Genomic DNA, 21,786 nt, shown 5'->3' with positions numbered 1-21,786 from the left:
AGTCCTCATTAAAAGCTACCTTCCCCCCCAACTCTCTCGGAGGGAGAGAGCGCTAGAGAGGGGGGTGGTTTGGAATTCTGAATCAATCTGCCCCCTCCGCCCTCAGGGAGAGGGTTGGGAAGAGGGGGGTTAAGGCGTTTTACAGCACCCGCACGCGCAGCGAACGGCCTTTGATTTTGCCGTCGCTCAGGCGCTGAGCGGCCTGCTTGGCGATGGTGCGATCAACCGCGACGTAGGCCTGGAAGTCGAAAATCGCAATTTTCCCGACCTGAGCGCCCGGAATCCCGGCCTCGCCCGTCAGCGCACCAAGAATGTCGCCCGGACGCACTTTGTCTTTGCGCCCGGCACCGATGCACAACGTGCTCATGGCGGGCAGCAGCGGCGCGCCACCTTGCGAGGTGAGGGTGTCCAGGGTTTCCCAGTTCAGCGGGGCCTTCTGCAATTGTTCGATGGCTTGGGCGCGGTGCGCTTCGGACGGTGCAACCAGACTGATGGCGATGCCTTTTTCACCGGCACGGCCGGTACGGCCCACACGGTGAATGTGGATTTCGGAATCGCGCGCCAGTTCGACGTTGATCACCATGTCCAGTGCGTCAATGTCCAGACCACGGGCGGCCACGTCAGTGGCAACCAGTACCGAGGTCGAACGGTTGGCGAACATTGCCAGCACCTGATCGCGGTCGCGCTGTTCCAGATCGCCGTGCAGGCCGACGGCAGAAATGCCTTTGGAGGTCAGGTGATCCACGGTTTCCTGAACCTGCTGCTTGGTGAAGCAGAAGGCCACGCACGATTGCGGGCGGAAATGGCCCAGCACCTTGGTCACGGCGCTCATGCGTTCTTCAGGGGAGATCTCATAGAAGCGCTGTTCGATCTGGCTGTCAGTGTGCAGCGCCTCGGCTTTGACCTGCTGCGGGTTGCGCATGAACTTGGACGACAGTTGCTTGATGCCGACCGGGTACGTGGCCGAAAACAGCAAGGTCTGACGGCGCTCCGGGGTTTGCACAATGATGTCTTCGATGGCGTCGTAAAAGCCCATGTCGAGCATCCGGTCGGCTTCGTCGAGTACCAGCGTGTTCAGGCCGTCGAGCACCAGCGAACCTTTGCGCAAGTGTTGCTGGATGCGGCCCGGGGTGCCGACGATGATGTGCGCGCCGTGCTCCAGCGAACCGATCTGCGGCCCGAAGGACACGCCACCACACAGGGTCAGCACTTTGATGTTGTCTTCAGCGCGGGCCAGACGGCGAATTTCTTTCGCGACCTGGTCGGCCAGTTCACGGGTCGGGCAAATCACCAGCGCCTGACAGCCGAAGAAGCGCGGATTGATCGGGTTCAGCAGGCCGATACCAAAGGCGGCGGTCTTGCCGCTGCCGGTCTTGGCCTGAGCGATCAGGTCCATGCCTTTGAGGATCACCGGCAAGCTCTGCGCCTGAATCGGCGTCATCTGGGCATAACCGAGGGAGTCGAGGTTAGCCAGCATGGCGGCGGACAAGGGCAAAGTATTAAAAGCGGTGGCGATGGTGGTCACGGGACTGGCCTGCAAAACAAAATGTCGCGCAGTGTAACAGCCCAAGGCCCTTCGCCTGAAGATTCTGGACGAGTTGTCGCCCAGAATCCGCGGCAACCCTCAGTGGTCCAGCTCGTGCTCCGAGTGGGCTTTGGGTTTACGGCCATCCTGAGGTGACAGTTGCAGGAAGATCGCCGCGGCCAGCATGGCCATGATGCCCACGGTCAGGAAGGTCAGCTGGAACGCCCCCAGCACCGTGTCCACCCCATCCCCGCCGCCATCGCCGGTGAAGCCGCCGAGCAGTGCACCGGCACAGGCCACGCCCAGGCTGAGCGACAACTGCGCCACCACCGACAGCAAGCTGTTGCCACTGCTGGCGCTGGCGTCGTCGAGGTCGATCAGGGTCACGGTGTTCATGGCAGTGAACTGCAAGGAGTTGATGGCCCCGAGCACGGCCAGCATCGACAGCAACAGCGGGTACGGCGTGTGTGCAGTCACCAAGCCCATGCTGGCCAGCATAATGCCCAGCGCGAAGGTGTTGAAGGTCAGCACCTTGCGATAGCCGAGGCGCTCGATCAGTGGCCGCGCCACCCACTTGGCCAGCATTGCGGCACCTGCCAGCGGCAGCATGCTCATCCCGGCTTGTGAAGGCGAATACCCCAGTGCCACTTGCAACAGCAACGGCACCAGAAACGGCAGCGCGCCACTGCCCAGACGGGCGAACAGGTTGCCGAGGATGCCCACGGCAAACGTCTTGGTCTTGAACAGCCTTGGGGAAAACAACGGATTGGCGATATTACCGGCGCGCAGCCAATACGCCGCCAGGCACGCCATGCCCGCAAACAGCAGCAACATCACCCGCAAGTGCGGCATGTGCAGTTCGCCCAGCCCTTCCATGGCAATGGTGATGAACACCATCGCCGCGCCAAACAGCAAAAAGCCCAGGCCGTCGAAACGGGTGCGTTCGTCGCCGCGCAAGTCTGGAATGAAATGCCAGACCGCCCAGCAACCAAATGCGCCGACCGGCAGGTTAATCAGAAAGATCCAGTGCCAGCTCAGGTACTGCACCATCCAGCCGCCCATGGTCGGGCCGATCAAGGGGCCGAGCAGGCCGGGGATGGTGATGAACCCCATGATCCGCACCAGCTCCGAGCGTGGATACGCCTTGAGCACCACGAGCCGCCCCACCGGCAACATCAAGGCGCCGCCCAGCCCTTGAATCACGCGGGCGCCGATCAGTTGGTCGAGGGTGCCGGACAGCGCGCACAGCAAGGAGCCGAGGCTGAACAGGAGGATGGCGCTGAAGAAGATTTTCTTGGTGCCGAAGCGGTCGGCAATCCAGCCGGAAGCCGGGATCAGCAAGGCCACCGTGAGCATGTAAGCGACGATCACGCCCTGCATGCGCAAGGGGTTCTCGTCCAGGTCGCGGGCCATGTCCGGCAACGCCGTGTTGAGGATCGTGCCATCGAGTGACTGCATGAAAAACGCGATGGCGACCACCCACGGCAACCAGCGCAATGTTTCAGGACTGAGAACCGGGCGTGCGGGCATAAGACCTCGTCGTGTGAAAAGTCAGCGGTGTCGCCGTTGCCGCAGGCTGCAGGGGGCCAGCGGCAACGATTGCGCGAGCGTTACAACGTCAACGTGATTTTTTTGACCAGCGCGCCGGGCAACAGGTTCGATGCAGTCTGGCGCTGGTCATACGTGCTGGCCGACAACAGCAACTCGCGTTCCACCGTCAGCGCTTCCAACTGCGACCCCAGCAGACTATAGACGCTGTCATCAAAACGCATGGTGTTCACCGGGGCCATGATCTGGCCGTCTTCGACCCAGAACGTCGCGAAGCGGGTCATGCCGGTCATGCGAGCGGCAGGTTGGTCAGAGTAGTTCAAGTACCACAGGTTACTGATGTACAGCCCGGTGCCCAGTTGCGTGAGGATATCGGCCTGCTCCAGTGTGCCCGGCGCCATTGCCAGCGCACTCGGGGACTCGCCCGGTAACGCGCCGTTGACCTGCAAGCCATATTCGGCGGCGCTGCGAGACCCTACCAGTTGCTGATTGGCCATGCCGTTGGTGACCATTGACAGGTCCTGGCGCGGATACCCTTCCCCGGAAAACGCCGGGCTCAGGGACTGGCTGACCTGTTCGTCCAACGCCACCAGCGGGCTTAGACGGGCGTCACCCGCGTAAAGCTTTTGCAGTGGGCTGGCCTTACTGGCCAAGGCTTGCGCCGAAAACCCGCCCCAGCTCAGCATGCTCATGACTTCTTCCAGTGCAGCCGGGGCCAGGTAGGCGCGGTATGCGCCGGGGGCCAACACGTGCGCCGGGCGGCCGAGAAACGCCAGTTGCTCGCGGGCCAGCTGCATGCGCCGGGCAAAGCGTTGGCTGTCCCATTGGGCGCCGGCGTAACTGGCTTTCACGGCCTGGCCGTTGCTGTGGAACAGGCTCCAGTCGAAATTGAAGCTGTTGGCCTGATGCCAGCCAAACGCATCTTCAGAGCTGGCATAGCCGTAGCTGATCGGCCCGCTGGCGTAAAAGCCCACCAGATCGACGCCTTGCGACGCGCTGCGAATGTCGTCCAGCACCTGGGCGGTGTCCGGCAAAGGCGGGCTTTGCACATTGCGGCTGCGCCATGACTCGGCGTTGAGCAGCAAATACGGGTCTACCGGCAGCAGCGGCAGGGTCTCGCGAAGTTGCTGCACGGCGAGGGCCAGACGCGACTGGTCAAGGTCAGCGTCGCCGCTGAGGGTCAGGCTGATATCGGCATGACGGCCTTCGTTGATCAACTTGAGGCTCAGGCTGGCCTGCTGAACCTGCCCGGCCTGTCGCACTTTGCCCTTGTTGAAACGAATGAATTCCGAGGTTTCGGCGTTGTAGTTCAAGGTGAACCGCTCAGGGCCGCGCAAAGCCGCCCGCAACCCGTTGACCAGCCCTTCAAAATGCCCGATTTCACGCATTGATTGGTCCATCAGGCATCCCCTCCAAACACATCGATATCACTGAATACACACGCTGGCGACGCATGCCCGACGCGGATGACCTGGTTCGGTTCGCCTTTGCCGCAGTTGGGTGTGCCGAGCACTTTAAACGTGCTGGCGTCACCGACTGCGCTGAGGCTGCGCCAGAACTGTTCGGAAATGCCCCGGTAGTTGGGGTTTTTCACCACACCCTTGAGTTCACCGTTTTCGATCAACTGGCCCCACTCGCAGCCGAACTGGAATTTGTTGCGGGCATCGTCAATCGACCACGAGCGGTTGGTGGCCATGAGAATGCCGCGCTCAATGCCGCCAATCAGTTGCGCCATGCTGTGGTCGCCGGGCTCCACGTTGAGGTTGGCCATGCGGTCAATCGGCGGTCGGTTCCAGCTGCACGCCCGGCTGTTGGCCACGCCCTCCAGCCCGGAACGGAACTGCGACAGCGCGCCGCCCAACGGGCGCAGCAACAGCCCTTCACGGATCAGGAATTCTTTATGCGCCGGGGTGCCGTCGTCATCGTGGCTGTAGCTGGCAAGTTGCTCCGGGATGTTGGGGTCGAACGTCACGTTCAATAGCGTCGAGCCGTATTGCAACTGCCCGAAGTCGCTGGTTTTGACGAAGCTGGTGCCCGCGTAATTGCGCTCGTCGCCGAGGATGCGGTCCAGTTCCAGAGGGTGTCCGATGGATTCGTGGATTTGCAGGATCATTTGGTCCGGCATCAGCAGCAGGTCGCGCTTGCCCTGCGGCGCATTGGGTGCCAGCAGCAGTTGCAAGGCTTGATCCGCCACCGTGGGCGCAGCGCCCACCAGCCCGCTGCGGCCGATGACATCGGCGCCGCCCTGCTGGCCAAAGTTCTCACGGCCCAGGCTGCGGGTCTGGCTGTCGTGGCCGTCGAACGCCGTGACCGACATCCCCGGATAGACAAAACGCTGGGCCTGGCGCAAGTCGGCACCCGCGCTGTTGAGGTAGATCTGCTCGACGTGGTTGAGCCCCAGGCTGACGTCCCAGCTCACCAGCCGTTCGTCCTTGGGCACCGCGGCGGACTCGGCGCCCAGCAGCGCGTAGCAATCGCTGAGTGACGGGAAGGGCTGATGGATGTCAGGCGAGCAGTATTCGGCCTGCTCGCTGGAGACCGGCTCCAGGCTCAGGTCCAGCAACGCATGGCGGGCAATCAGGCGCGCCTGTTGTTCGGCACGCTCCAGTGCAGCCTGCAAACCGGCCAGGGTCAGGTCGTTGGTGGCCGCATACGCCTCCACCCCGTTGACCCGCGCCGTGAGCATCGCGCCTTGGTCCTGCTTGAAATAAGGAGGTTCTGCGACATTCTTGCGTACCGACAGAAATTGCCCGGACTCGCGCACGTAACGTAACGAATAGAACTCGGCCCGGGTGTGCAATGCGGCAAAGCATCGCTTGAGCTGAGGGTAGAAATCGAACATACACAGATCTCCTTACTGACAGCAGCGCTTTAAACCGGGCAGCCCTTGGCGCGCAGGATGGCGTCGAAACGGTCAGGGTCCAGGGTGCCTTCTTCAATGGCTTTGAGCGTGGCTTGCTCACGTGCCAGCAGGTCATGGCAGCGGATCAGCAATTCAGGCAGTTCGCTGCGCGAAGCGGCAACGACACCGTCGCCGTCACCGATCATCAGGTCGCCAGGCATGACCAGCATCCCGGCGCAGGAGATCGGCACGTTGATTTCGCCACCGCCGTCGGTGCTTGGGCCACGGTGCACGCCGCCAATCGCGTAGGCAGGCAATTCGCCGGTTTGCCACTCGTCCAGATCGCGCAGGGCGCCATTGATGACCACGCCGACGATGCCTGCCTTAAGGGCCATGGCCCGCATGATGCCGCCGAACACGGCGCGGGTCAGGTCAGCACTGCCGTCGATCACCAGCACATCGCCGGGACGCGCCATTTGCATGGCCTTGAGGATCATCAGGTTGTCGCCTGGACGCACGCGTACCGTCAGCGCGCTGCCCAGCATTGGGCGGTTGCCGTGGAAAGACTTGAGGCCCAGACCGCCGACATTGCGGCCCAGACAATCGCTAACAGCGGCCGCGGGGATCTTGCTGAACTCGGTCAGCCATTTTGGATCGAGAGGTTCTGCGTTTGGATTAATCAGGAAGCCGGTTGGCCATTTGCTCGAAGAGACAACATCAAACATAGAAAACCTCTTGGCCAGGCAGGTGCTGGCATGTCGTGTGGGGCGGGGGGGTGAGGCGCGAAACGAGGCATTAGAGTAGGCCTGCGTTGAGGCCGGGGCAAGCGGGGGAAGATGAAACACGTGCTTGAATAAAGCCGGTCCCCGCTGGCACAGGCTGCGCCAGCGGGGACCGGTTCAGTGTTGCTTACTGCGCAGTACGGCTCACGTCACGCAGCGGCTTGCCACGCACCGGCGCGTCGCCTGCGACGTAGTAATCGGCGGTGCTGCGTGGCAACGGTTTACGACCACGGATCTTGTCAGCGATTTTCTCGGCGATCATGATCGTCGGCGCGTTCAGGTTACCGGTGGTGATCAGCGGCATGATCGACGCATCGACAACACGCAGCCCTTGCATGCCGTGCACGCGGCCTTCGCCATCTACAACAGCCATCTCGTCGGTGCCCATCTTGCACGAACACGACGGGTGGAACGCGGTTTCGGCATGCTCGCGGATAAACGTGTCCAGCTCTTCGTCCGTCTGCTTGTCGATACCGGGGCTGATTTCGCGGCCACGGTAAGCGTCCAGTGCAGGCTGCTGCATGATTTCACGGGTCAGGCGGATGCCGTCGCGGAACTCCTGCCAGTCCTGCTCGGTGGACATGTAGTTGAACAGGATGCTCGGGTACTCGCGCGGGTCCTTGGACTTCACGTTGATCCGGCCACGGCTTGGCGAGCGCATCGAGCCCATGTGTGCCTGGAAACCGTGCTCTTTCACGCCATTGCTGCCGTTGTAGTTAATCGCGACCGGCAGGAAGTGGTACTGAATGTTCGGCCATTCGAAATGTTCGCGGGTACGGATAAAACCACCGGCTTCGAACTGGTTGCTCGCGCCAATGCCTTTACCCATGAACAGCCACTCGGCGCCGATGGCCGGCTGGTTCCACCACAACAACGACGGGTACAACGAAACCGGCTGCGTGCACGCGTATTGCAGGTACAGCTCAAGGTGGTCTTGCAAGTTGCGGCCAACGCCCGGCAGGTCATGCACCACCGGAATGTCGAGGCTGTTCAGCAGCTCGGCAGGGCCGACACCGGAACGTTGCAACACTGTCGGCGAACCGATGGCGCCGCTGCACAGCAGTACTTCTTTGCGTGCCTTGGCTTCAATGCGTGTATCGCTGTCGCCCACCATGTAGGACACGCCCACCGCACGCTTGCCTTCAAACAGAATTTTGTCGGTCAGGGCGTGGGTGACGATTTTCAAAGTGGAACGCTGCTTGGCCGTGTCCAGATACCCGCGGGCGGTGCTGGCGCGACGACCGTTCGGCGTCACGGTACGGTCCATCGGGCCGAAACCTTCCTGCTGGTAGCCGTTCAAGTCCTCGGTGCGCGGGTAGCCCGCTTGTACACCGGCTTCCACCATGGCGTGGAACAGCACGTTGTTGCCCGCTTTAGGCGTGGTCACGCTCACCGGGCCGTCGCCACCGTGGTAGTCGTTCGGGCCGATGTCACGGGTTTCTGCCTTGCGGAAATACGGCAGGCAATCCAGGTAGCTCCAGTCTTCGAGGCCAGGGTTTTTCGCCCAGCCGTCGTAGTCCATCGCGTTACCACGGATGTAGCACATGCCATTGATCAGCGACGAACCGCCCAACCCTTTGCCACGGCCACATTCCATGCGGCGACCGTCCATGTGCGGTTCCGGATCGGTTTCGAACGCCCAGTTGTAGCGACGGCCTTGCAGTGGGTACGCCAATGCCGCAGGCATCTGGGTACGGAAGTCGAAACGGTAGTCCGGGCCGCCTGCTTCAAGCAGCAGCACGGTGACGCCTTGGTCTTCAGTCAGACGGGTCGCCAGGGTATTACCGGCAGAGCCGGCACCAATGATGATGTAATCGAATTCTTGGGACATAAAATGCACCCTCTTTGAAATAGATAAACCGTAGTCGCTGCCGAAGGCTGCGAAGGGTTGCCAGGCAACCCGTTATGCAGAGGCCGTGGTGGCGTGCGCGCAGCCTTACGTCGGGCTTAGAACACCGAAACGTAATCGCCCAGCTCGACCTGTACCGATTTGATCTGGGTGTACTGGGCCAGCGAGCTGATGCCGTTTTCACGGCCGATGCCCGACTGCTTGTAGCCACCGACCGGCATTTTTGCGTCGGACTCGCCCCAGGCGTTGATCCAGCAAATACCGGCTTCCAGTTGATGGATCACGCGGTGAGCGCGGTTCAGGTCTTTGGTCACCAAACCGGCTGCCAGACCGAACTCAGTGTCGTTGGCGCGACGGATCACTTCGTCTTCCGTGTCGTAGGTCAGGATGCTCATCACCGGGCCGAAGATTTCTTCTTTAACGATGGTCATCTCGTCGGTGCAGTCGGTGAACACGGTCGGGGCCACATAGGCGCCCTTGCCCAGCGCGCCTTCGGTCAGACGCTCACCGCCGCACAGCAGGCGGGCGCCTTCTTCTTTGCCTTTGGCAATGTAGCCGAGCACGCTTTCCATGTGAGCAAAGCTGACCAGCGGGCCGAAGTTGGTGTTTTCGTCTTCCGGGTTGCCGATGCGGATGCGCGCAACGCGCTCTAGGATTTTGGCTTCAAACGCGGCTTTCAATGCGGTCGGTACAAACACGCGGGTGCCGTTGGTGCAGACCTGACCCGAGCTGTAGAAGTTAGCCATCATCGCGGTGTCTGCCGCGCGGTCCAGATCGGCGTCGTCAAAAATGATCAGCGGCGACTTGCCGCCCAGTTCCATGGTCACTTCCTTCAAGGAAGAGCTGGTGGCGCTGGAGGTGACTTTTTTGCCCGTGTCGGTGCCGCCGGTGAACGAGATTTTCTCGATGCGCGGGTGCTCGGTCAGCCAGGTGCCAACTTCGCGGCCGCTACCGGTCAGGACGTTGAAAACACCGTCCGGCAAGCCGGCTTCGGTGAAGATTTCAGCCAGTTTCAGGGTGGTCAGCGACGTCACTTCGCTTGGCTTGAAAATCATGGCGTTGCCCGCAGCCAGTGCCGGTGCCGATTTCCACAGTGCGATCTGGATCGGGTAGTTCCACGCGCCGATACCGGCGACAACGCCCAGCGGCTCGCGACGGGTGTAAACGAACGACGTATCGCGCAGCGGGATTTGCTCGCCTTCAATCGCCGGGGCCAGGCCCGCGTAGTATTCCAGTACGTCGGCGCCGGTCACGATGTCCACGTAACGGGTTTCGGAGTACGACTTGCCGGTGTCCAGGGTTTCCAGTGCGGCCAGTTCATCGTTGCGCTCGCGCAGGATGTCCACGGCGCGACGCAGGATGCGCGAACGCTCCATAGAGGTCATGGCCGCCCAGATTTTCTGGCCTTTTTCAGCGCTGACAACGGCGCGTTCAACGTCTTCTTTGGTCGCACGCTGCACCTGGGCGAGGACTTCACCGTTGGCCGGGTTGATGGCATCGAAGGTTGCATCGCTGCTGGCGTCGGTGTAGCCGCCGTCGATGTAGAGTTTTTGCAGTTCGAAACGGGCCATAAAATCCTCGCAAGTGCATAAGTGGTTGGCGTTAATCGTGAAGCTGGATGCCATCTGACTGGGGCAACTCAACGTCACGACAGTTCAAGGGTTAAGCAGCATTGAGGCCTAACTCACCTGTTTCGCCAGTTGTAGATCCATGTATTCGTAGCAGATGCGCTGTGCCTGCTCGGTGTCGAAAGCGTCTCCCGACAGGGCACCACGCAACCATAGTCCATCGATGAGCGCCGCCAGACCGCGCGCTGCCGAGCGGGCTTCAGCCAGCGGCAACACACGACGGAACTGACAGCACAGATTGGAGTACAGGCGGTGATCGTTGATCCGCTGCAATCTGTGCAACGACGGTTGATGCATGCTGGCGGCCCAGAAGGCCAGCCAGGTTTTCATTGCCGGGCCACTGACTTGGCTGGCGTCGAAGTTGCCTTCAACGATCACCTGCAAGTGAGCCCTGGGGCTGTCGTCATCCAGCGCTTGGCGGCGCTCGGAGACGTTGTCGATCAAGACGTTCATCAAGTACCGCATGGTGGCGGCAATCAGACCGTTCTTGTCTCGAAAGTAGTGGCTGATGATGCCGTTCGACACACCGGCCAAACGGGCTATCAGCGCAATGCTGGCATCCGCCATACCAACCTGATCGACGGCCTGTAACGTGGCTTCAATCAACTGCTGACGGCGTATGGGTTGCATACCGACCTTGGGCATTTTTGCTCATCTCCTTGGGCCGGCGGACAGTGCAGGAACGCTCACTGAACGACGGCCAGTCTATTTTGTTTTGATTGAACGTTCAATCAACAAAGAATACTATCTGCGACAATTCGTCGCGATTAATGCCAGTTTCCTACGCATGAATGGCGCAATTCGGCACAGCAAACATCACCGAAACCCCTGATTTTGTAGGAGTACGCTCGCTCGCTACGGTCTTGACCGATAGACGCGCCAGAGGCACAGGCGCGGCGCTCTTGAGATTTCGCCAGCCAGCGCGCTGCGACAAAGGTTGTCTTCACAGGGGCCGGTTTTTTTGCGGTGTCTTTATATCACCCGACCGTTGGTCGCTATCTAAGCGAATAGTCGGGTGGTGCGTTGCTGATAGTTCTTCTCTCGCACTGCCTGGAGCATCCGTGCAATGAGTTCTGCCTCTCTTATAAAGACCCCACCGCAAAAGGTGACGGTCAACGGTTGGGTGTTTTACACCTCCACTGCCTTGATACTGTTGTTGACTGCCATTTTGATCGCCGCCCCTGAAGATGCCGGCCGTATTTTGGGTGTCGCCCAAGAGTGGCTGTCGCGTACCTTCGGGTGGTACTACATGGTGGTGATCGCCGCTTACCTGATTTTTGTGGTCGGGCTGGCATTCTCGTCGTACGGCAAATTGAAACTGGGGACCAAGCAAGACACCCCGGATTTCAGCTATGGCGCCTGGGCCGGGATGTTGTTCTCGTCGGGTATCGGCATCTCCTTGCTGTACTTCGGCGCCTCCGAGCCGCTGGACCACTACTTCAACCCGCCCGAAGGCGTGTCGGGCAGCCACGAAGCGGCGCGTCAGGCGCTGCAACTGACATTCCTGCACTGGGGCCTGCACGGCTGGGCGATCTACGCATTGGTCGGGTTGGCCGTGGCGTACTTTGCCTACCGCCATAACCAGCCGCTGGCGTTGCGCTCGGCGTTGTACCCGTTGATGGGCGAGCGTTGGGTAAAAGGCGCTGCGGGCCACGCGGTAGACGGCTTCGGCATGTTTGTGACGCTGCTCGGTCTGGTGACCAACCTGGGCATTGGTTCGATGCAAGTGTCGTCCGGGCTGGAAAACCTGTTCGGCATGGAACACAGCAACACCAACCTGCTGATCGTCATTATCGTGATGAGCACCGTGGCCACCATCGCGGCGGTTTCCGGGGTTGAAAACGGCATCCGCCGCCTGTCCAACCTGAACATCGTGCTGTTCAGTGGCTTGCTGATTTTTGTGCTGTTGTTCGGCCCGACCCTGCACCTGCTCAACGGCTTCGTGCAGAACACCGGTGATTACCTCAACGGGTTGATCATGAAAACGTTCGACCTGTACGTGTACGCAGGCGACAACACCAAAACCGAAGGCTGGCTGGGCCTGTGGACCCTGTTCTATTGGGCGTGGTGGATTTCCTGGGCCCCATTTGTCGGCATGTTCATTGCGCGTATCTCCCGTGGCCGCACCGTGCGCGAGCTGGTGGCCGGCGTGCTGTTGATCCCGCTGGGCTTCACCCTGGCATGGCTGTCGATCTTCGGTAACTCGGCGCTGGATCTGGTGGTCAACCAGGGCGCGGTGGAACTGGGGAAAACCGCGCTGGAACAGCCGTCGATGGCGATTTACCAACTGCTTGAGCATTACCCGGCGTCGAAAATCGTGATCGGTGTGTCGATCTTTGTCGGCTTTGTGTTGTTTCTGACACCCGCCGACTCGGGGGCCGTGATGATGGCCAACCTGTCGTGCAAAGGCGGCGACGTCGACGAAGACGCCCCGCACTGGCTGCGTATCTTCTGGTCGGTGGTCATCACGCTGGTGACCATCGGCCTGTTGTTCGCCGGTAACTTTGCGGCCATGCAAACCATGGTGGTATTGGCGGGCCTGCCGTTCTCGGTGGTATTGATCCTGTTCATGTTTGGCCTGCACAAAGCGATGCGTCAGGACACTCAAATGGAACTGGAACAGGCCGAATTGGCGGCGCGCGGACGTCGTGGTTTCTTCAGCGAGCGTTTGACCGCCCAGGAGCTGCAACCGACACAAGCCGTGGTTCAGCGCTTCATGGACAAACACGTGACGCCAGCGTTGGAAGAAGCAGCGGTGCATTTGCGCAGTCAGGGCTTGGACGTGCAGACCCTGCTGGGCAAAGCCAAGCGCTGCATGGGCGTGCGGGTTGAAATGGACGAGGGTAACCCGTTTGTTTACGAAGTCAGCCTGGACGGCTACCTGGCCGCGCCCAGTGAGTCGGAGCAGAACGCGGCGAACAATGAAGAAGTGCGCAGCCGTTACTACCGTGCCGAAGTGTATTTGCATAACGGCAGCCAGGAGTACGACCTGATGGGCTTCACGGACGAGCAAATCACCCGTGACGTGCTCGACCAGTTCGAAAGTCATCGCCAACTCCTTGGCCGGGTGTATAGCTGAGTTGAACGGCGTGCTGGGCAAGGGCGACGCTGCTGGCCTTTGCCCTCACCTGTGAATAGGCCCTGACTGTGCCCCTCTGCCTTTCGCGGAGGGGGACAAAGGCCCGCGTCTAGCCTAAATGCTTGCCTAACAGCGCGTGATACAACTCCGTATCCCCCAAAATCCCCACCACCTGCTGATTGTCATGCAGCACCAGTTTGTTGCCTGTCTGGTAACGAATCTGCAACGCATCACGCATGCCGATGTTGCTGTCCACCAGCGTTGGGCCGCGTCCCAGGCCTTCCACCGCCTGACCGTGCTGCCACTGCTGCAAATTCAGTGACGTCGCCCCCTGGCGTACACCCTTGATGGTGTTGCCCTGCGCCAGGTCAATCCAGGAATCATCCCCCGGATCGATGCACACCGAACCATTGACCCGTTTGCAGTTGTCTAGCGAACGCATCAGGCTGCGCCCGCACAACACATTCAACGGGTTGGTGTGGGCGACGAAGGTACGCACGTAATCATCCGCCGGGTTAAGGACGATCTCTTCGGGCTTGCTGTACTGGATGATGCGCCCGTCTTTCATGATTGCGATGCGGCTGCCCAGCTTCAGTGCTTCATCCAGGTCATGGCTGACAAACACAATGGTCTTGCTCAGCTTGCGTTGCAGCGCCAGCAGTTCGTCCTGCAAACCCTGGCGGATCAACGGGTCGAGCGCCGAAAACGGTTCATCCATCAGCAAAATGTCGGCGTCCATGGCCAGTGCGCGCGCCAGCCCGACCCGCTGCTGCATGCCGCCGCTCAGCTCATCCGGTTTTTTATTGCGCCATTGGGTCAGGCCCACCAGCTCCAGCTTTTCATCCACCAACGTGCGCCGCTCCTTTTCAGGGCGACCCTGCATCTCAAGCCCGAAACTGATGTTCTCGCGCACCGTCAGCCACGGCATCAACGCAAACTTCTGAAACACCATGGCAATCCGTTGGGTGCGCATCATCTTCAGCTCGGCCGGGCTGCACGAGGCGATGTCGATTTGCTTGCCTTCATGCTCCACGTACAAATGGCCACGGCTCACGGTGTTCAGGCCATTGATACAACGCAGCAAGCTGGATTTCCCCGAACCGGACAACCCCATCAACACGCAGATCTCACCCTTGTCGATGTCCAGGCTGGCCTTTTCGACGCCCACAATCTGCCCGGTTTTTTTCAGGATCTGGTCACGGGTCATCCCCTGATCCAGCAAACCCAGCGCCTCGCGCGGGTCTTTGGCGAAAATCACGTCTACGTTATCGAAGCGAATAATGCTCATGCGTCGGCTCCTTTCTTGGCGTCCGGCTGCTTGCAGATCCGGTCGAGCATGATGGCCAGCAACACAATCGCCAGCCCGGCTTCAAAGCCCAGGGCGATGTCGGCGGTGTTGAGCGCGTTGACCACCGGTTTGCCCAGGCCGTCGGCCCCGACCAGCGCGGCGATGACCACCATCGACAACGACAACATGATGCATTGCGTGATGCCTGCGGCGATGCTCGGCATGGCGTGGGGCAGTTCTATACGGGTAAGCAGTTGGCGTCGCGAGCAGCCAAAGGCTTTGCCCGCGTCTAGCAGTTCATGCGGCACATCGCGGATGCCCAGGTACGTCAGGCGGATCGGCGCCGCAATCGCGAACACAACGGTTGAAATCAGCCCCGGCACCACCCCGAGCCCAAACAGGGTCAGGGTTGGGATCAAGTAAACGAACGTAGGAACGGTCTGCATCAGATCCAGTACCGGCCGCATGAAGGTGTAAAACATGGGCTTGTGCGCCGCGAGAATCCCTAGCGGCACGCCAATGATGACGCACACAAACGTGGCGAACAGCACCTGCGCCAAGGTCTCCATGGTCTCCTGCCAATAACCGAGGTTCAGGATCAGCAGAAACGACAACGCCACAAACACCGTCAGTGCCCATTTGCGCTGGATGACATGCGCCAGCAGGGCGATCAGCCCGATAAAGACAAAAGGGTTGAACCAGGTCAGCGTAAACGTCACGCCGTGGATCATCGTTTCCAGCGACGTCGCAATGGCATCGAAGGTGTTGGCGCCATGTTGCGTCAACCAGTCGACAAAGCCCGCAATGTACTGGCCTAAAGGGATTTTTTGATCGATCAGCATGGTAGTGAACGTCCGCATGCAGGGGGAATGGAAACGGCGCCCGGCAAACCCGCTGCCCGGCGCCCGCAGTTACGGCGCAAGGCTGGCTTTCACGGCCTCCAGACCCGGTTTGCCATCAATCGTTATCACGCCCGCCAACCACGTATCGAGCACCTGCGGGTTCTGTTTGAGCCACGCCTTGGCGGCCACATTCGGCTTGATCTTTTCATCCAGCACCTTGCCCATCAGGGTGCTTTCCATGTCCAGGGTGAACGCCAGATTCTTCAGCAATTGACCGACGTTGCTGCACTCCTCGGTGTAGCCCTTGCGCGTGTTGGTGTAGATGGTGGCCTGCCCATAATTGGGGCCAAAAAATTCGTCACCGCCGGTGAGGTATTTCATCTTGAAGCGAGTGTTCATCGGATGCGGTTCCCAGCCCAGAAACACCACATCAGTGCCCCGGCGCTGTGCGCGGTCAACTTGCGACAGCATTCCGGCCTCACTCGACTCCACCACCTTGAACCCGGCGTCTTTGAGGCCGAAGGCGTTCTTGTCGATCATGGTCTGGATCATGCGATTGCCGTCGTTGCCGGGCTCGATCCCGTAAATCTTGCCGTCCAGCTCACGCTTGAACTTCGGCAGGTCGGCAAAGTCCTTCAATCCCTTGTTGTAGAGCGCTTCGGGGACGGCGAGGGTGTACTTGGCGTTCTCCAGATTGGCGCGCACGGTGTCCACCGTCCCAGCATCGCGATACGGCTTGATGTCGTTCTCCATGGTCGGCATCCAGTTGCCCAAAAATACGTCCATGTTCTTGCCGTCCGCCAGCGACTTGTAGGTGACCGGCACCGAAATCATCGTGGTTTTAGTCTTGTAACCGAGTGCGTCCAGCAACGTGCTGGCAACGGCGGTGGTGACGGTGATGTCTGTCCAGCCGACATCAGAGAAGTTAACCGTGGCGCATTGCGCAGGTTCGCCAGCGTGGGTGATGACCGGCAGACTCAACAGTGCAGCCAACAACACTGATCGGGCGTGGTTCATGGTTCGACTCCTGGCGTTCGTGGGACGGTTTCGATCGTGAAACCGTACGTATCAGTTGCGGTTGGGCAATGCCGGGCTGAGCGGGCATCGTGCAATCGAGTCGAGAACGATCATGTAACAGTCAAATTCAAACGCCTACAGGGTGCGTCGCATCCAGTACAGGGAGGGTCGTATCTGGTGCCTGCGAGGTCGTATCTGGAAACTTATCGAGTCAAAATCGCGTGTTCAGCCCCGCGCCTGCGTTTAAAACGGCGAGGGCGCTGGCGAGCGCATGGTCACGGCGCCCACCCATGGCGCGGCGGGGATGGCCAGCACTGTATTTCACTGGATCGGGTAATCCGCACCCTGCGCTACACCGGCGCCGACATGCATGACAAATACAAAGAACTTCACGCGGCGGGCTGGCGGTGAGCGCGGTGGAGTGTTGATGGCTTTTGCGATCGTTGGATGGGGTGCGCCCGCGATCAACGCAACACACCTGGCGAGATTCTGGCAGTTCTGCCAGTTGGTGATGACTTCAAATAGGCGCAACGTATTTTCATGACCTTATTGGAGGCTTTGATCATGCGTATTAACCACTACGGCTACGATCCACTTGACCGTCTCATTGTAGCCGCAGGCCATCGGCGCTTTTATAACCTGTCCCGATTAGCGACCGAGATTCAAGGTGTGCTGCAGCGCAGCGTATTTCAGGAGGGCGATCAATTAATGGCTGAACGGCGGTCTACAGGCGCTGTGGTTCATACCACGCTATTGACCACGGACCTACAGCGCTCGGTATTACAGGCGGCAACGTCCAACTGCCAACAGTCCTTTGCCTATAACGCCTATGGCCATCAATCGACGCAAAGCGGGTTATTCAGTTTGCTCGGGTTTAATGGTGAACGGGCTGACCCGGTGACCGGTCATTATGTATTGGGTAATGGATATCGTGCGTTTAATCCGGTGTTGATGCGCTTTAATAGCCCGGACAGTTTGAGCCCAATGGGGGCGGGCGGTATTAATGCGTATGCATATTGCATGGGGGACCCCATTAATCATGTGGACCCGTCTGGGCATATTCCAAAGTCGATAAAATGGTTGCTACGCAAAGCAGGGATTATGAAGCCTAGTGTTCGCCGGAAGAACTCGTTATACGAGAATGGTATTCCCAAACCGACGGATGACCCTAAAGGGATAAAGGAAATATTAAGTGGCCAGAAGCGTAAGTGGGGTCGGCTCTATCCTGGGTATTCGAAAGAGCAAGCACGGTTGGCTGATGAATATCATTTTTTAAATAAGTATATGGATTTGATTGCTCAAAGGGTGAAAAAATATCCTGATTATAAAGTCGATCTGGACTTTCAGTTGAGGGATAATAATAAAAAGAAGAAATTAGAAGAAGACTTTTCAAAGTTACTCCCCCCGAACCATGATCTAACAAAGCCCGCCGCGAAAGCATCCGAGATTAGAACGGCTCGTTAATAAAACGTGATGACTTAACGCGCCTGTCGCCAAGCAGGCGCGTGCGACTTAGTGCGTCACCAGGCTGTCCAGCGATTTATCGACATACGCCTTGGCCAGCTCCGCCAAGTGCACGATCGACAACACCACATCGCGCTGCGCCCCGTTCAAACCATTCCCCGCCTCGCTCGCCGTTGCTCCCATGCAGCGCAACAAGTCTGACGCCTGGGCCAAAGCCGCTTCTAAATTGACGCTGGACGAGATGGCATACGTGGAACTGCCCGCACTGCAAGCAGGCTTATGGTCGGTGAGGTAGTAGTCGAGCGCGCGATTGGCGGCCGCACGGTCCAGTGACTCGGGCGTGCACTGAGCTGCATCCTGCAGCGTGAAAGAGGGAGGGTCGGGAACAATTTTTTTCATGAACAACTCCGTGTGCATCAGTGGAGCTGTCACCGTTCGCTACTAAACGAATGGGTGGCAGCCGTACGCAGGTTAGTAGACCGGAGCACACGGAAACCGGCGCGCCCGAAGGCGCCCTGCGCACGGCCACCATAAAGCGGAGGCTGAAAAAAAGCGCCTCGCGGAGGTGGCGCATTGCGCCGTGTGTTATTCGGGCTACTAAACCCGGTCGCTGATTAGGCAGCGACCGGGCGAGACTAGACCCCGAATGTGAGCGGCGCAAGCGAGCGGGATTTTCTCGGAAGTTTCCTCGGAATGAAAGGGAGGCGTCGTACGAAATGCCTGATTTCAACAGCCAGTCACCCCCGCCAACCTGTCAAAGTTGCCAGTAGTCAACGTGGGCGAGCGAGCGCAAGCTGATGGTCTCCCTGCGCCGAGCCTAAGCCCATGGCAACCTACCCTTACCACTACGACCCCCTTGATCGCCTGATCCAAACGGCGGGTATTCAACGCTTCTACAATCAATCGCGAATGACGACGGAGATTAAGGGCACGCAGCGTTATAGCGTGTTCCAACAGGACGGGCGGTTACTGGCTCAACAGCGACGTGACCGTACGAAAGATGAGTGCCACTTATTGGGCACGGATTTACAGCAATCGGTGTTGCACGCAGTGGGTGCCGATAAACATCACTCGATGGCTTATAACCCTTACGGCCATCGCCCGGTAGAGAATGGCTTAATCAGTTTATTAGGGTTTAATGGCGAGCGTGCTGACCCCGTGACCGGGCATTATTTATTGGGTAATGGGTATCGGGCCTTTAATCCGGTATTGATGCGGTTTAATAGTCCTGACAGTTGGAGCCCATTTGGACGAGGCGGGATTAATGCCTATGTTTATTGCTTGAATGACCCCATTAATCGGCGTGATACAGATGGCCGTGTGTCATTCAAAATTGTGGTGTTGCTGGTCAAAGCCGCTGGACGTTTTAGAAGACGGTTGAGTCCTGTACGCCAATTAGTTAAGCCATCGCTTGAAAATTTACCTGATGTGCCGATGAAAAAAATTCTCAGTATGCTCTCCGGAACAACACTCTCTGATCTCTCCATTGCCTCTAAAACAATGCACGCCAGAGTTGCTGGGAATCAATCTGTGTTAAGGGGTGTAAGCTCTTTAGAGCGGCTTAGGAATATTTCGCTAGGTAGAGTTCAAGGTTTTTTACCCTCTCAAGTCAACAGTGATTCTGAATGCGTAAGTCGCATTTATAGCCGGTCGAGCAACACGGCCGCCGATTTCAGGCTCCAGGTGGATTTTGAAGAGGCACGCGCAGATGCAAATTTACTTTACTTGAGAGGTGTAGAAGCCAGGAAGAAGAAGTTGAAGGTTGCGCAAAAGAAAATTCGCTATGGGGAAGATGTGCAAAGCGATACAAGTTATGACAGTGATGATTCTTATCGTTAAAAGATCAGTGGTGAGTGAAGGTCGCATTGAGTGTCCATGTGTATATCTGTTCGGTTGTCCAGTTATATGATTTGTGATTATGGAAGCTGTTCCAGTCATAGGGAGGGATGATGTTTTTTATCGCTGGGTAAGGTGTTGTTTTCATCATGGTCTGAATCTCTGTTAAAGGGATATGTTCCGCCGTTGTTAAAGTTCCTAGGCTCTGTACGAAAAGTAATGTCGCAAACACCGCATGGCACAGGCCAATGAGACCATCGCCGCAAAATTTTTCGCGGGCTTGTCGAACCGTGTAACGATGCGGCGGTTCTCCTTCAACATTGCCCTTATCGGCCAGTAGCCATCGACAGCGTTTGCGGGGGAGACCGCGCAGGCTTGGGGCATAAGCCCTATCCAGCAGCGGTTGAGCATAGGCGATATCGCTGGCCTGCACGCATGAAAGTAGAAAGCGTAGGGGGACGCCATTGGCATCACACAGCATGTGAATTTGGTTGTCAGTCCACCACGGCTGCGTCGCGGAGTTAGTACCGTTTGGCCATCGTGGGCTCCTGCCTTTGATGGTCGCAGACTTTACGGAATCTCAACGCCCGTGGAATTCAAATGGGTTTTAGCTAATTTCGAACAGAGCCTAGGGCAGCCTTTTTACAGCGTACCTCACTCTCTTTCAGTGCACATTTCTCATCTGCACGTTGGGTGAAAAGGTGCCTTCCTGCCTGTTTCACGAACGTGCTACCGATGTGCTCTATACAGCGCCCTTGCTGTATGCCGAAGACAGTAGCGATCTATTAAACCTGATGGCTGCCGACCAGTGTCAGACTGGGATGTTTCCAGCGCCCACCTGACATAACTGCCAGTAGTCAATGTTGGCGAGCTAGCACAATCTAACGGTATTTCTGCACCGAGTCTTAGCCAATGGCCACGTTTCATTACCACTACGACCCCCTCGATCGCCTGATCCAAACGGCGGGTATTCAACGCTTCTACAATCAATCGCGAATGACGACGGAGATTAAGGGCACGCAGCGTTATAGCGTGTTCCAACAGGACGGGCGGTTACTGGCTCAACAGCGACGTGACCGTACGAAAGATGAGTGCCACTTATTGGGCACGGATTTACAGCAATCGGTGTTGCACGCAGTGGGTGCCGATAAACATCACTCGATGGCTTATAACCCTTACGGCCATCGCCCGGTAGAGAATGGCTTAATCAGTTTATTAGGGTTTAATGGCGAGCGTGCTGACCCCGTGACCGGGCATTATTTATTGGGTAATGGGTATCGGGCCTTTAATCCGGTATTGATGCGCTTTAATAGCCCGGACAGTTGGAGCCCATTTGGAAGAGGCGGGATTAATAGTTACGGGTATTGTGGGGGGGAACCCATTAATAGAGTAGATCGTAATGGGCATTTTTTTGGCTTGGGTTCCCTGATTAAAAACCTGACGTTTGCCCTGGACAAGAGGGTTTTCAGGATAATGGGAGCTAAAGTGAAACGGGCTTTTAATGTGCAGAAGTTAGCCGAGGGAATGTATCAGTATGAATATCCGTCTAAGCGGGGCGCTACGTTGGTAGTACAAGCGCATGGGGATAAACTTCCGAACGGTGATACAGCTATGTTTTCAGGTAAGAACCATTTCGGTGCTGAGGATCTGGTTAGGAAGTTGGAGGGACGTGGAGTTGATTTTCGGAAGTTCGATGAGGTTGAGTTGATAAGTTGTCACTTGGCGGAGGGTGCATTTCCTCAGCAAATGGCTAATTTAACAGGGCTGCCTGTCAAAGCTTACAAAGGCATGATCTGGTCTTCAGATGTTGGTCTAGCTTTAAAAAGTGCGGGCTTTAAAGGCGATGTCGGCTCGAAAATCACGGTCAACCGTGTTAAGAAAGCTGGCTTGATTACACTCGTACCTGAAAGTGAGCTGAATTATCACCGCGAAGTGTTCTTTCCCCAAGCATCTGCCTCTTCACGAATACGCGACTCTTGAGCCGCAGGGGGGCGGTGTGCATGGTTTAAGGGCACCCGGCCCTGTTTCAGCGCACATCCCTCACCTGCATTTTGGATGGCAGGGCTTGGTCTTTGGTGTTTCCCGC

General features: G+C 58.2%; 16 protein-coding genes and 2 pseudogenes. 5 read left to right on the top strand and 13 right to left on the bottom strand.

What is annotated here, in order from left to right; translation table 11 throughout:
- Positions 1-139: 139 nt before the first annotated feature.
- From dbpA to betI, 8 genes are all read right to left on the bottom strand, one after another.
- Complete coding sequence (gene dbpA / locus HBN68_RS00705; protein ID WP_262373394.1) at positions 140-1,477, bottom strand: ATP-dependent RNA helicase DbpA; 1,338 nt, start codon at positions 1,475-1,477, stop codon at positions 140-142.
- A gap of 147 nt (positions 1,478-1,624) precedes the next feature.
- Positions 1,625-3,055: a multidrug transporter subunit MdtD gene (mdtD, locus tag HBN68_RS00700; protein ID WP_094991589.1), complete on the bottom strand. Its 1,431-nt coding sequence runs from the start codon at positions 3,053-3,055 to the stop codon at positions 1,625-1,627.
- Between the two features lie 80 nt (positions 3,056-3,135).
- Positions 3,136-4,473, bottom strand: a complete 1,338-nt coding sequence (locus HBN68_RS00695; RefSeq protein WP_169962129.1) for a metallopeptidase TldD-related protein — start codon at positions 4,471-4,473, stop codon at positions 3,136-3,138.
- Positions 4,473-5,915: a TldD/PmbA family protein gene (locus HBN68_RS00690; RefSeq protein WP_094991587.1), complete on the bottom strand. Its 1,443-nt coding sequence runs from the start codon at positions 5,913-5,915 to the stop codon at positions 4,473-4,475. Before HBN68_RS00690 ends, HBN68_RS00695 begins: the two co-directional genes overlap by 1 nt.
- A 29-nt stretch (positions 5,916-5,944) precedes the next feature.
- Complete coding sequence (locus tag HBN68_RS00685) at positions 5,945-6,640, bottom strand: RraA family protein (protein ID WP_047278180.1); 696 nt, start codon at positions 6,638-6,640, stop codon at positions 5,945-5,947.
- Between the two features lie 184 nt (positions 6,641-6,824).
- Complete coding sequence (betA, locus tag HBN68_RS00680) at positions 6,825-8,528, bottom strand: choline dehydrogenase (protein ID WP_094991586.1); 1,704 nt, start codon at positions 8,526-8,528, stop codon at positions 6,825-6,827.
- Positions 8,529-8,644: 116 nt separating this feature from the next.
- A complete protein-coding gene (betB, locus tag HBN68_RS00675; protein ID WP_169962127.1) occupies positions 8,645-10,117 on the bottom strand; it encodes a betaine-aldehyde dehydrogenase in 1,473 nt (490 codons plus the stop codon).
- 108 nt (positions 10,118-10,225) lie between these two features.
- Positions 10,226-10,819, bottom strand: coding sequence for a transcriptional regulator BetI (gene betI, locus HBN68_RS00670; protein ID WP_094991584.1), 594 nt, complete (start codon positions 10,817-10,819; stop codon positions 10,226-10,228).
- Positions 10,820-11,297: 478 nt separating this feature from the next.
- Here betI and HBN68_RS00665 point away from each other — a divergent pair, with 478 nt between their 5' ends.
- Positions 11,298-13,253: a BCCT family transporter gene (locus HBN68_RS00665; protein WP_249275305.1), complete on the top strand. Its 1,956-nt coding sequence runs from the start codon at positions 11,298-11,300 to the stop codon at positions 13,251-13,253.
- Between the two features lie 109 nt (positions 13,254-13,362).
- Here the strand turns inward: HBN68_RS00665 and choV are convergent, their stop codons facing one another.
- From choV to HBN68_RS00650, 3 genes are all read right to left on the bottom strand, one after another.
- Positions 13,363-14,541 carry a choline ABC transporter ATP-binding protein gene (choV, locus tag HBN68_RS00660; RefSeq protein ID WP_169962125.1) on the bottom strand — a complete coding sequence of 393 codons (1,179 nt, stop codon included), beginning with the start codon at positions 14,539-14,541 and terminating at the stop codon, positions 13,363-13,365.
- Positions 14,538-15,383: a choline ABC transporter permease subunit gene (choW, locus tag HBN68_RS00655; protein ID WP_169962122.1), complete on the bottom strand. Its 846-nt coding sequence runs from the start codon at positions 15,381-15,383 to the stop codon at positions 14,538-14,540. Before choW ends, choV begins: the two co-directional genes overlap by 4 nt.
- A 69-nt stretch (positions 15,384-15,452) precedes the next feature.
- Positions 15,453-16,400 (bottom strand): choline ABC transporter substrate-binding protein, encoded by a 948-nt coding sequence (locus HBN68_RS00650; RefSeq protein WP_169962120.1) that lies wholly within the window; start codon positions 16,398-16,400, stop codon positions 15,453-15,455.
- A 300-nt stretch (positions 16,401-16,700) separates the two neighbouring features.
- On the opposite strand from HBN68_RS00650, the pseudogene HBN68_RS21970 reads away from it, so the two are divergent.
- Positions 16,701-16,828: pseudogene (locus HBN68_RS21970) on the top strand (L-serine ammonia-lyase, iron-sulfur-dependent, subunit alpha); the annotation flags it as partial.
- Between the two features lie 136 nt (positions 16,829-16,964).
- Positions 16,965-17,864 carry an RHS repeat-associated core domain-containing protein gene (locus tag HBN68_RS00640; RefSeq protein WP_262373353.1) on the top strand — a complete coding sequence of 300 codons (900 nt, stop codon included), beginning with the start codon at positions 16,965-16,967 and terminating at the stop codon, positions 17,862-17,864.
- Positions 17,865-17,912: 48 nt separating this feature from the next.
- Here the strand turns inward: HBN68_RS00640 and HBN68_RS00635 are convergent, their stop codons facing one another.
- Positions 17,913-18,263, bottom strand: coding sequence for a DUF3077 domain-containing protein (locus HBN68_RS00635; protein WP_169962116.1), 351 nt, complete (start codon positions 18,261-18,263; stop codon positions 17,913-17,915).
- A 426-nt stretch (positions 18,264-18,689) separates the two neighbouring features.
- On the opposite strand from HBN68_RS00635, the gene HBN68_RS00630 reads away from it, so the two are divergent.
- Positions 18,690-19,703, top strand: coding sequence for an RHS repeat-associated core domain-containing protein (locus HBN68_RS00630; RefSeq protein WP_169962114.1), 1,014 nt, complete (start codon positions 18,690-18,692; stop codon positions 19,701-19,703).
- A 195-nt stretch (positions 19,704-19,898) separates the two neighbouring features.
- On the opposite strand, the pseudogene HBN68_RS00625 reads toward HBN68_RS00630, so the two are convergent.
- Positions 19,899-20,213, bottom strand: a pseudogene (locus tag HBN68_RS00625) (IS5/IS1182 family transposase); the annotation flags it as partial.
- 399 nt (positions 20,214-20,612) lie between these two features.
- On the opposite strand from HBN68_RS00625, the gene HBN68_RS00620 reads away from it, so the two are divergent.
- Positions 20,613-21,680 (top strand): RHS repeat-associated core domain-containing protein, encoded by a 1,068-nt coding sequence (locus tag HBN68_RS00620; protein WP_169962112.1) that lies wholly within the window; start codon positions 20,613-20,615, stop codon positions 21,678-21,680.
- The last annotated feature ends 106 nt before the right edge of the window (positions 21,681-21,786 follow it).

The organism is Pseudomonas sp. WS 5078 (assembly GCF_012985745.1).
In the GTDB taxonomy this organism is placed as follows: Bacteria; Pseudomonadota; Gammaproteobacteria; order Pseudomonadales; family Pseudomonadaceae; genus Aquipseudomonas; species Aquipseudomonas lundensis_A.
Note: the sequence above shows the minus strand (reverse complement) of the source record. Positions and strands in the feature narration are given on the sequence as shown.

What these genes read in the sequence shown, in the direction of transcription:
- dbpA (WP_262373394.1), bottom strand. Translation starts at nt 1,477, where the DNA reads ATGCTGGCTAACCTCGACTCCCTCGGTTATGCCCAGATGACGCCGATT.
- mdtD (WP_094991589.1), bottom strand. Translation starts at nt 3,055, where the DNA reads ATGCCCGCACGCCCGGTTCTCAGTCCTGAAACATTGCGCTGGTTGCCG.
- HBN68_RS00695 (WP_169962129.1), bottom strand. Translation starts at nt 4,473, where the DNA reads ATGGACCAATCAATGCGTGAAATCGGGCATTTTGAAGGGCTGGTCAAC.
- HBN68_RS00690 (WP_094991587.1), bottom strand. Translation starts at nt 5,915, where the DNA reads ATGTTCGATTTCTACCCTCAGCTCAAGCGATGCTTTGCCGCATTGCAC.
- HBN68_RS00685 (WP_047278180.1), bottom strand. Translation starts at nt 6,640, where the DNA reads ATGTTTGATGTTGTCTCTTCGAGCAAATGGCCAACCGGCTTCCTGATT.
- betA (WP_094991586.1), bottom strand. Translation starts at nt 8,528, where the DNA reads ATGTCCCAAGAATTCGATTACATCATCATTGGTGCCGGCTCTGCCGGT.
- betB (WP_169962127.1), bottom strand. Translation starts at nt 10,117, where the DNA reads ATGGCCCGTTTCGAACTGCAAAAACTCTACATCGACGGCGGCTACACC.
- betI (WP_094991584.1), bottom strand. Translation starts at nt 10,819, where the DNA reads ATGCCCAAGGTCGGTATGCAACCCATACGCCGTCAGCAGTTGATTGAA.
- choV (WP_169962125.1), bottom strand. Translation starts at nt 14,541, where the DNA reads ATGAGCATTATTCGCTTCGATAACGTAGACGTGATTTTCGCCAAAGAC.
- choW (WP_169962122.1), bottom strand. Translation starts at nt 15,383, where the DNA reads ATGCTGATCGATCAAAAAATCCCTTTAGGCCAGTACATTGCGGGCTTT.
- HBN68_RS00650 (WP_169962120.1), bottom strand. Translation starts at nt 16,400, where the DNA reads ATGAACCACGCCCGATCAGTGTTGTTGGCTGCACTGTTGAGTCTGCCG.
- HBN68_RS00640 (WP_262373353.1), top strand. Translation starts at nt 16,965, where the DNA reads ATGCGTATTAACCACTACGGCTACGATCCACTTGACCGTCTCATTGTA.
- HBN68_RS00635 (WP_169962116.1), bottom strand. Translation starts at nt 18,263, where the DNA reads ATGAAAAAAATTGTTCCCGACCCTCCCTCTTTCACGCTGCAGGATGCA.
- HBN68_RS00630 (WP_169962114.1), top strand. Translation starts at nt 18,690, where the DNA reads ATGGCAACCTACCCTTACCACTACGACCCCCTTGATCGCCTGATCCAA.
- HBN68_RS00620 (WP_169962112.1), top strand. Translation starts at nt 20,613, where the DNA reads ATGGCCACGTTTCATTACCACTACGACCCCCTCGATCGCCTGATCCAA.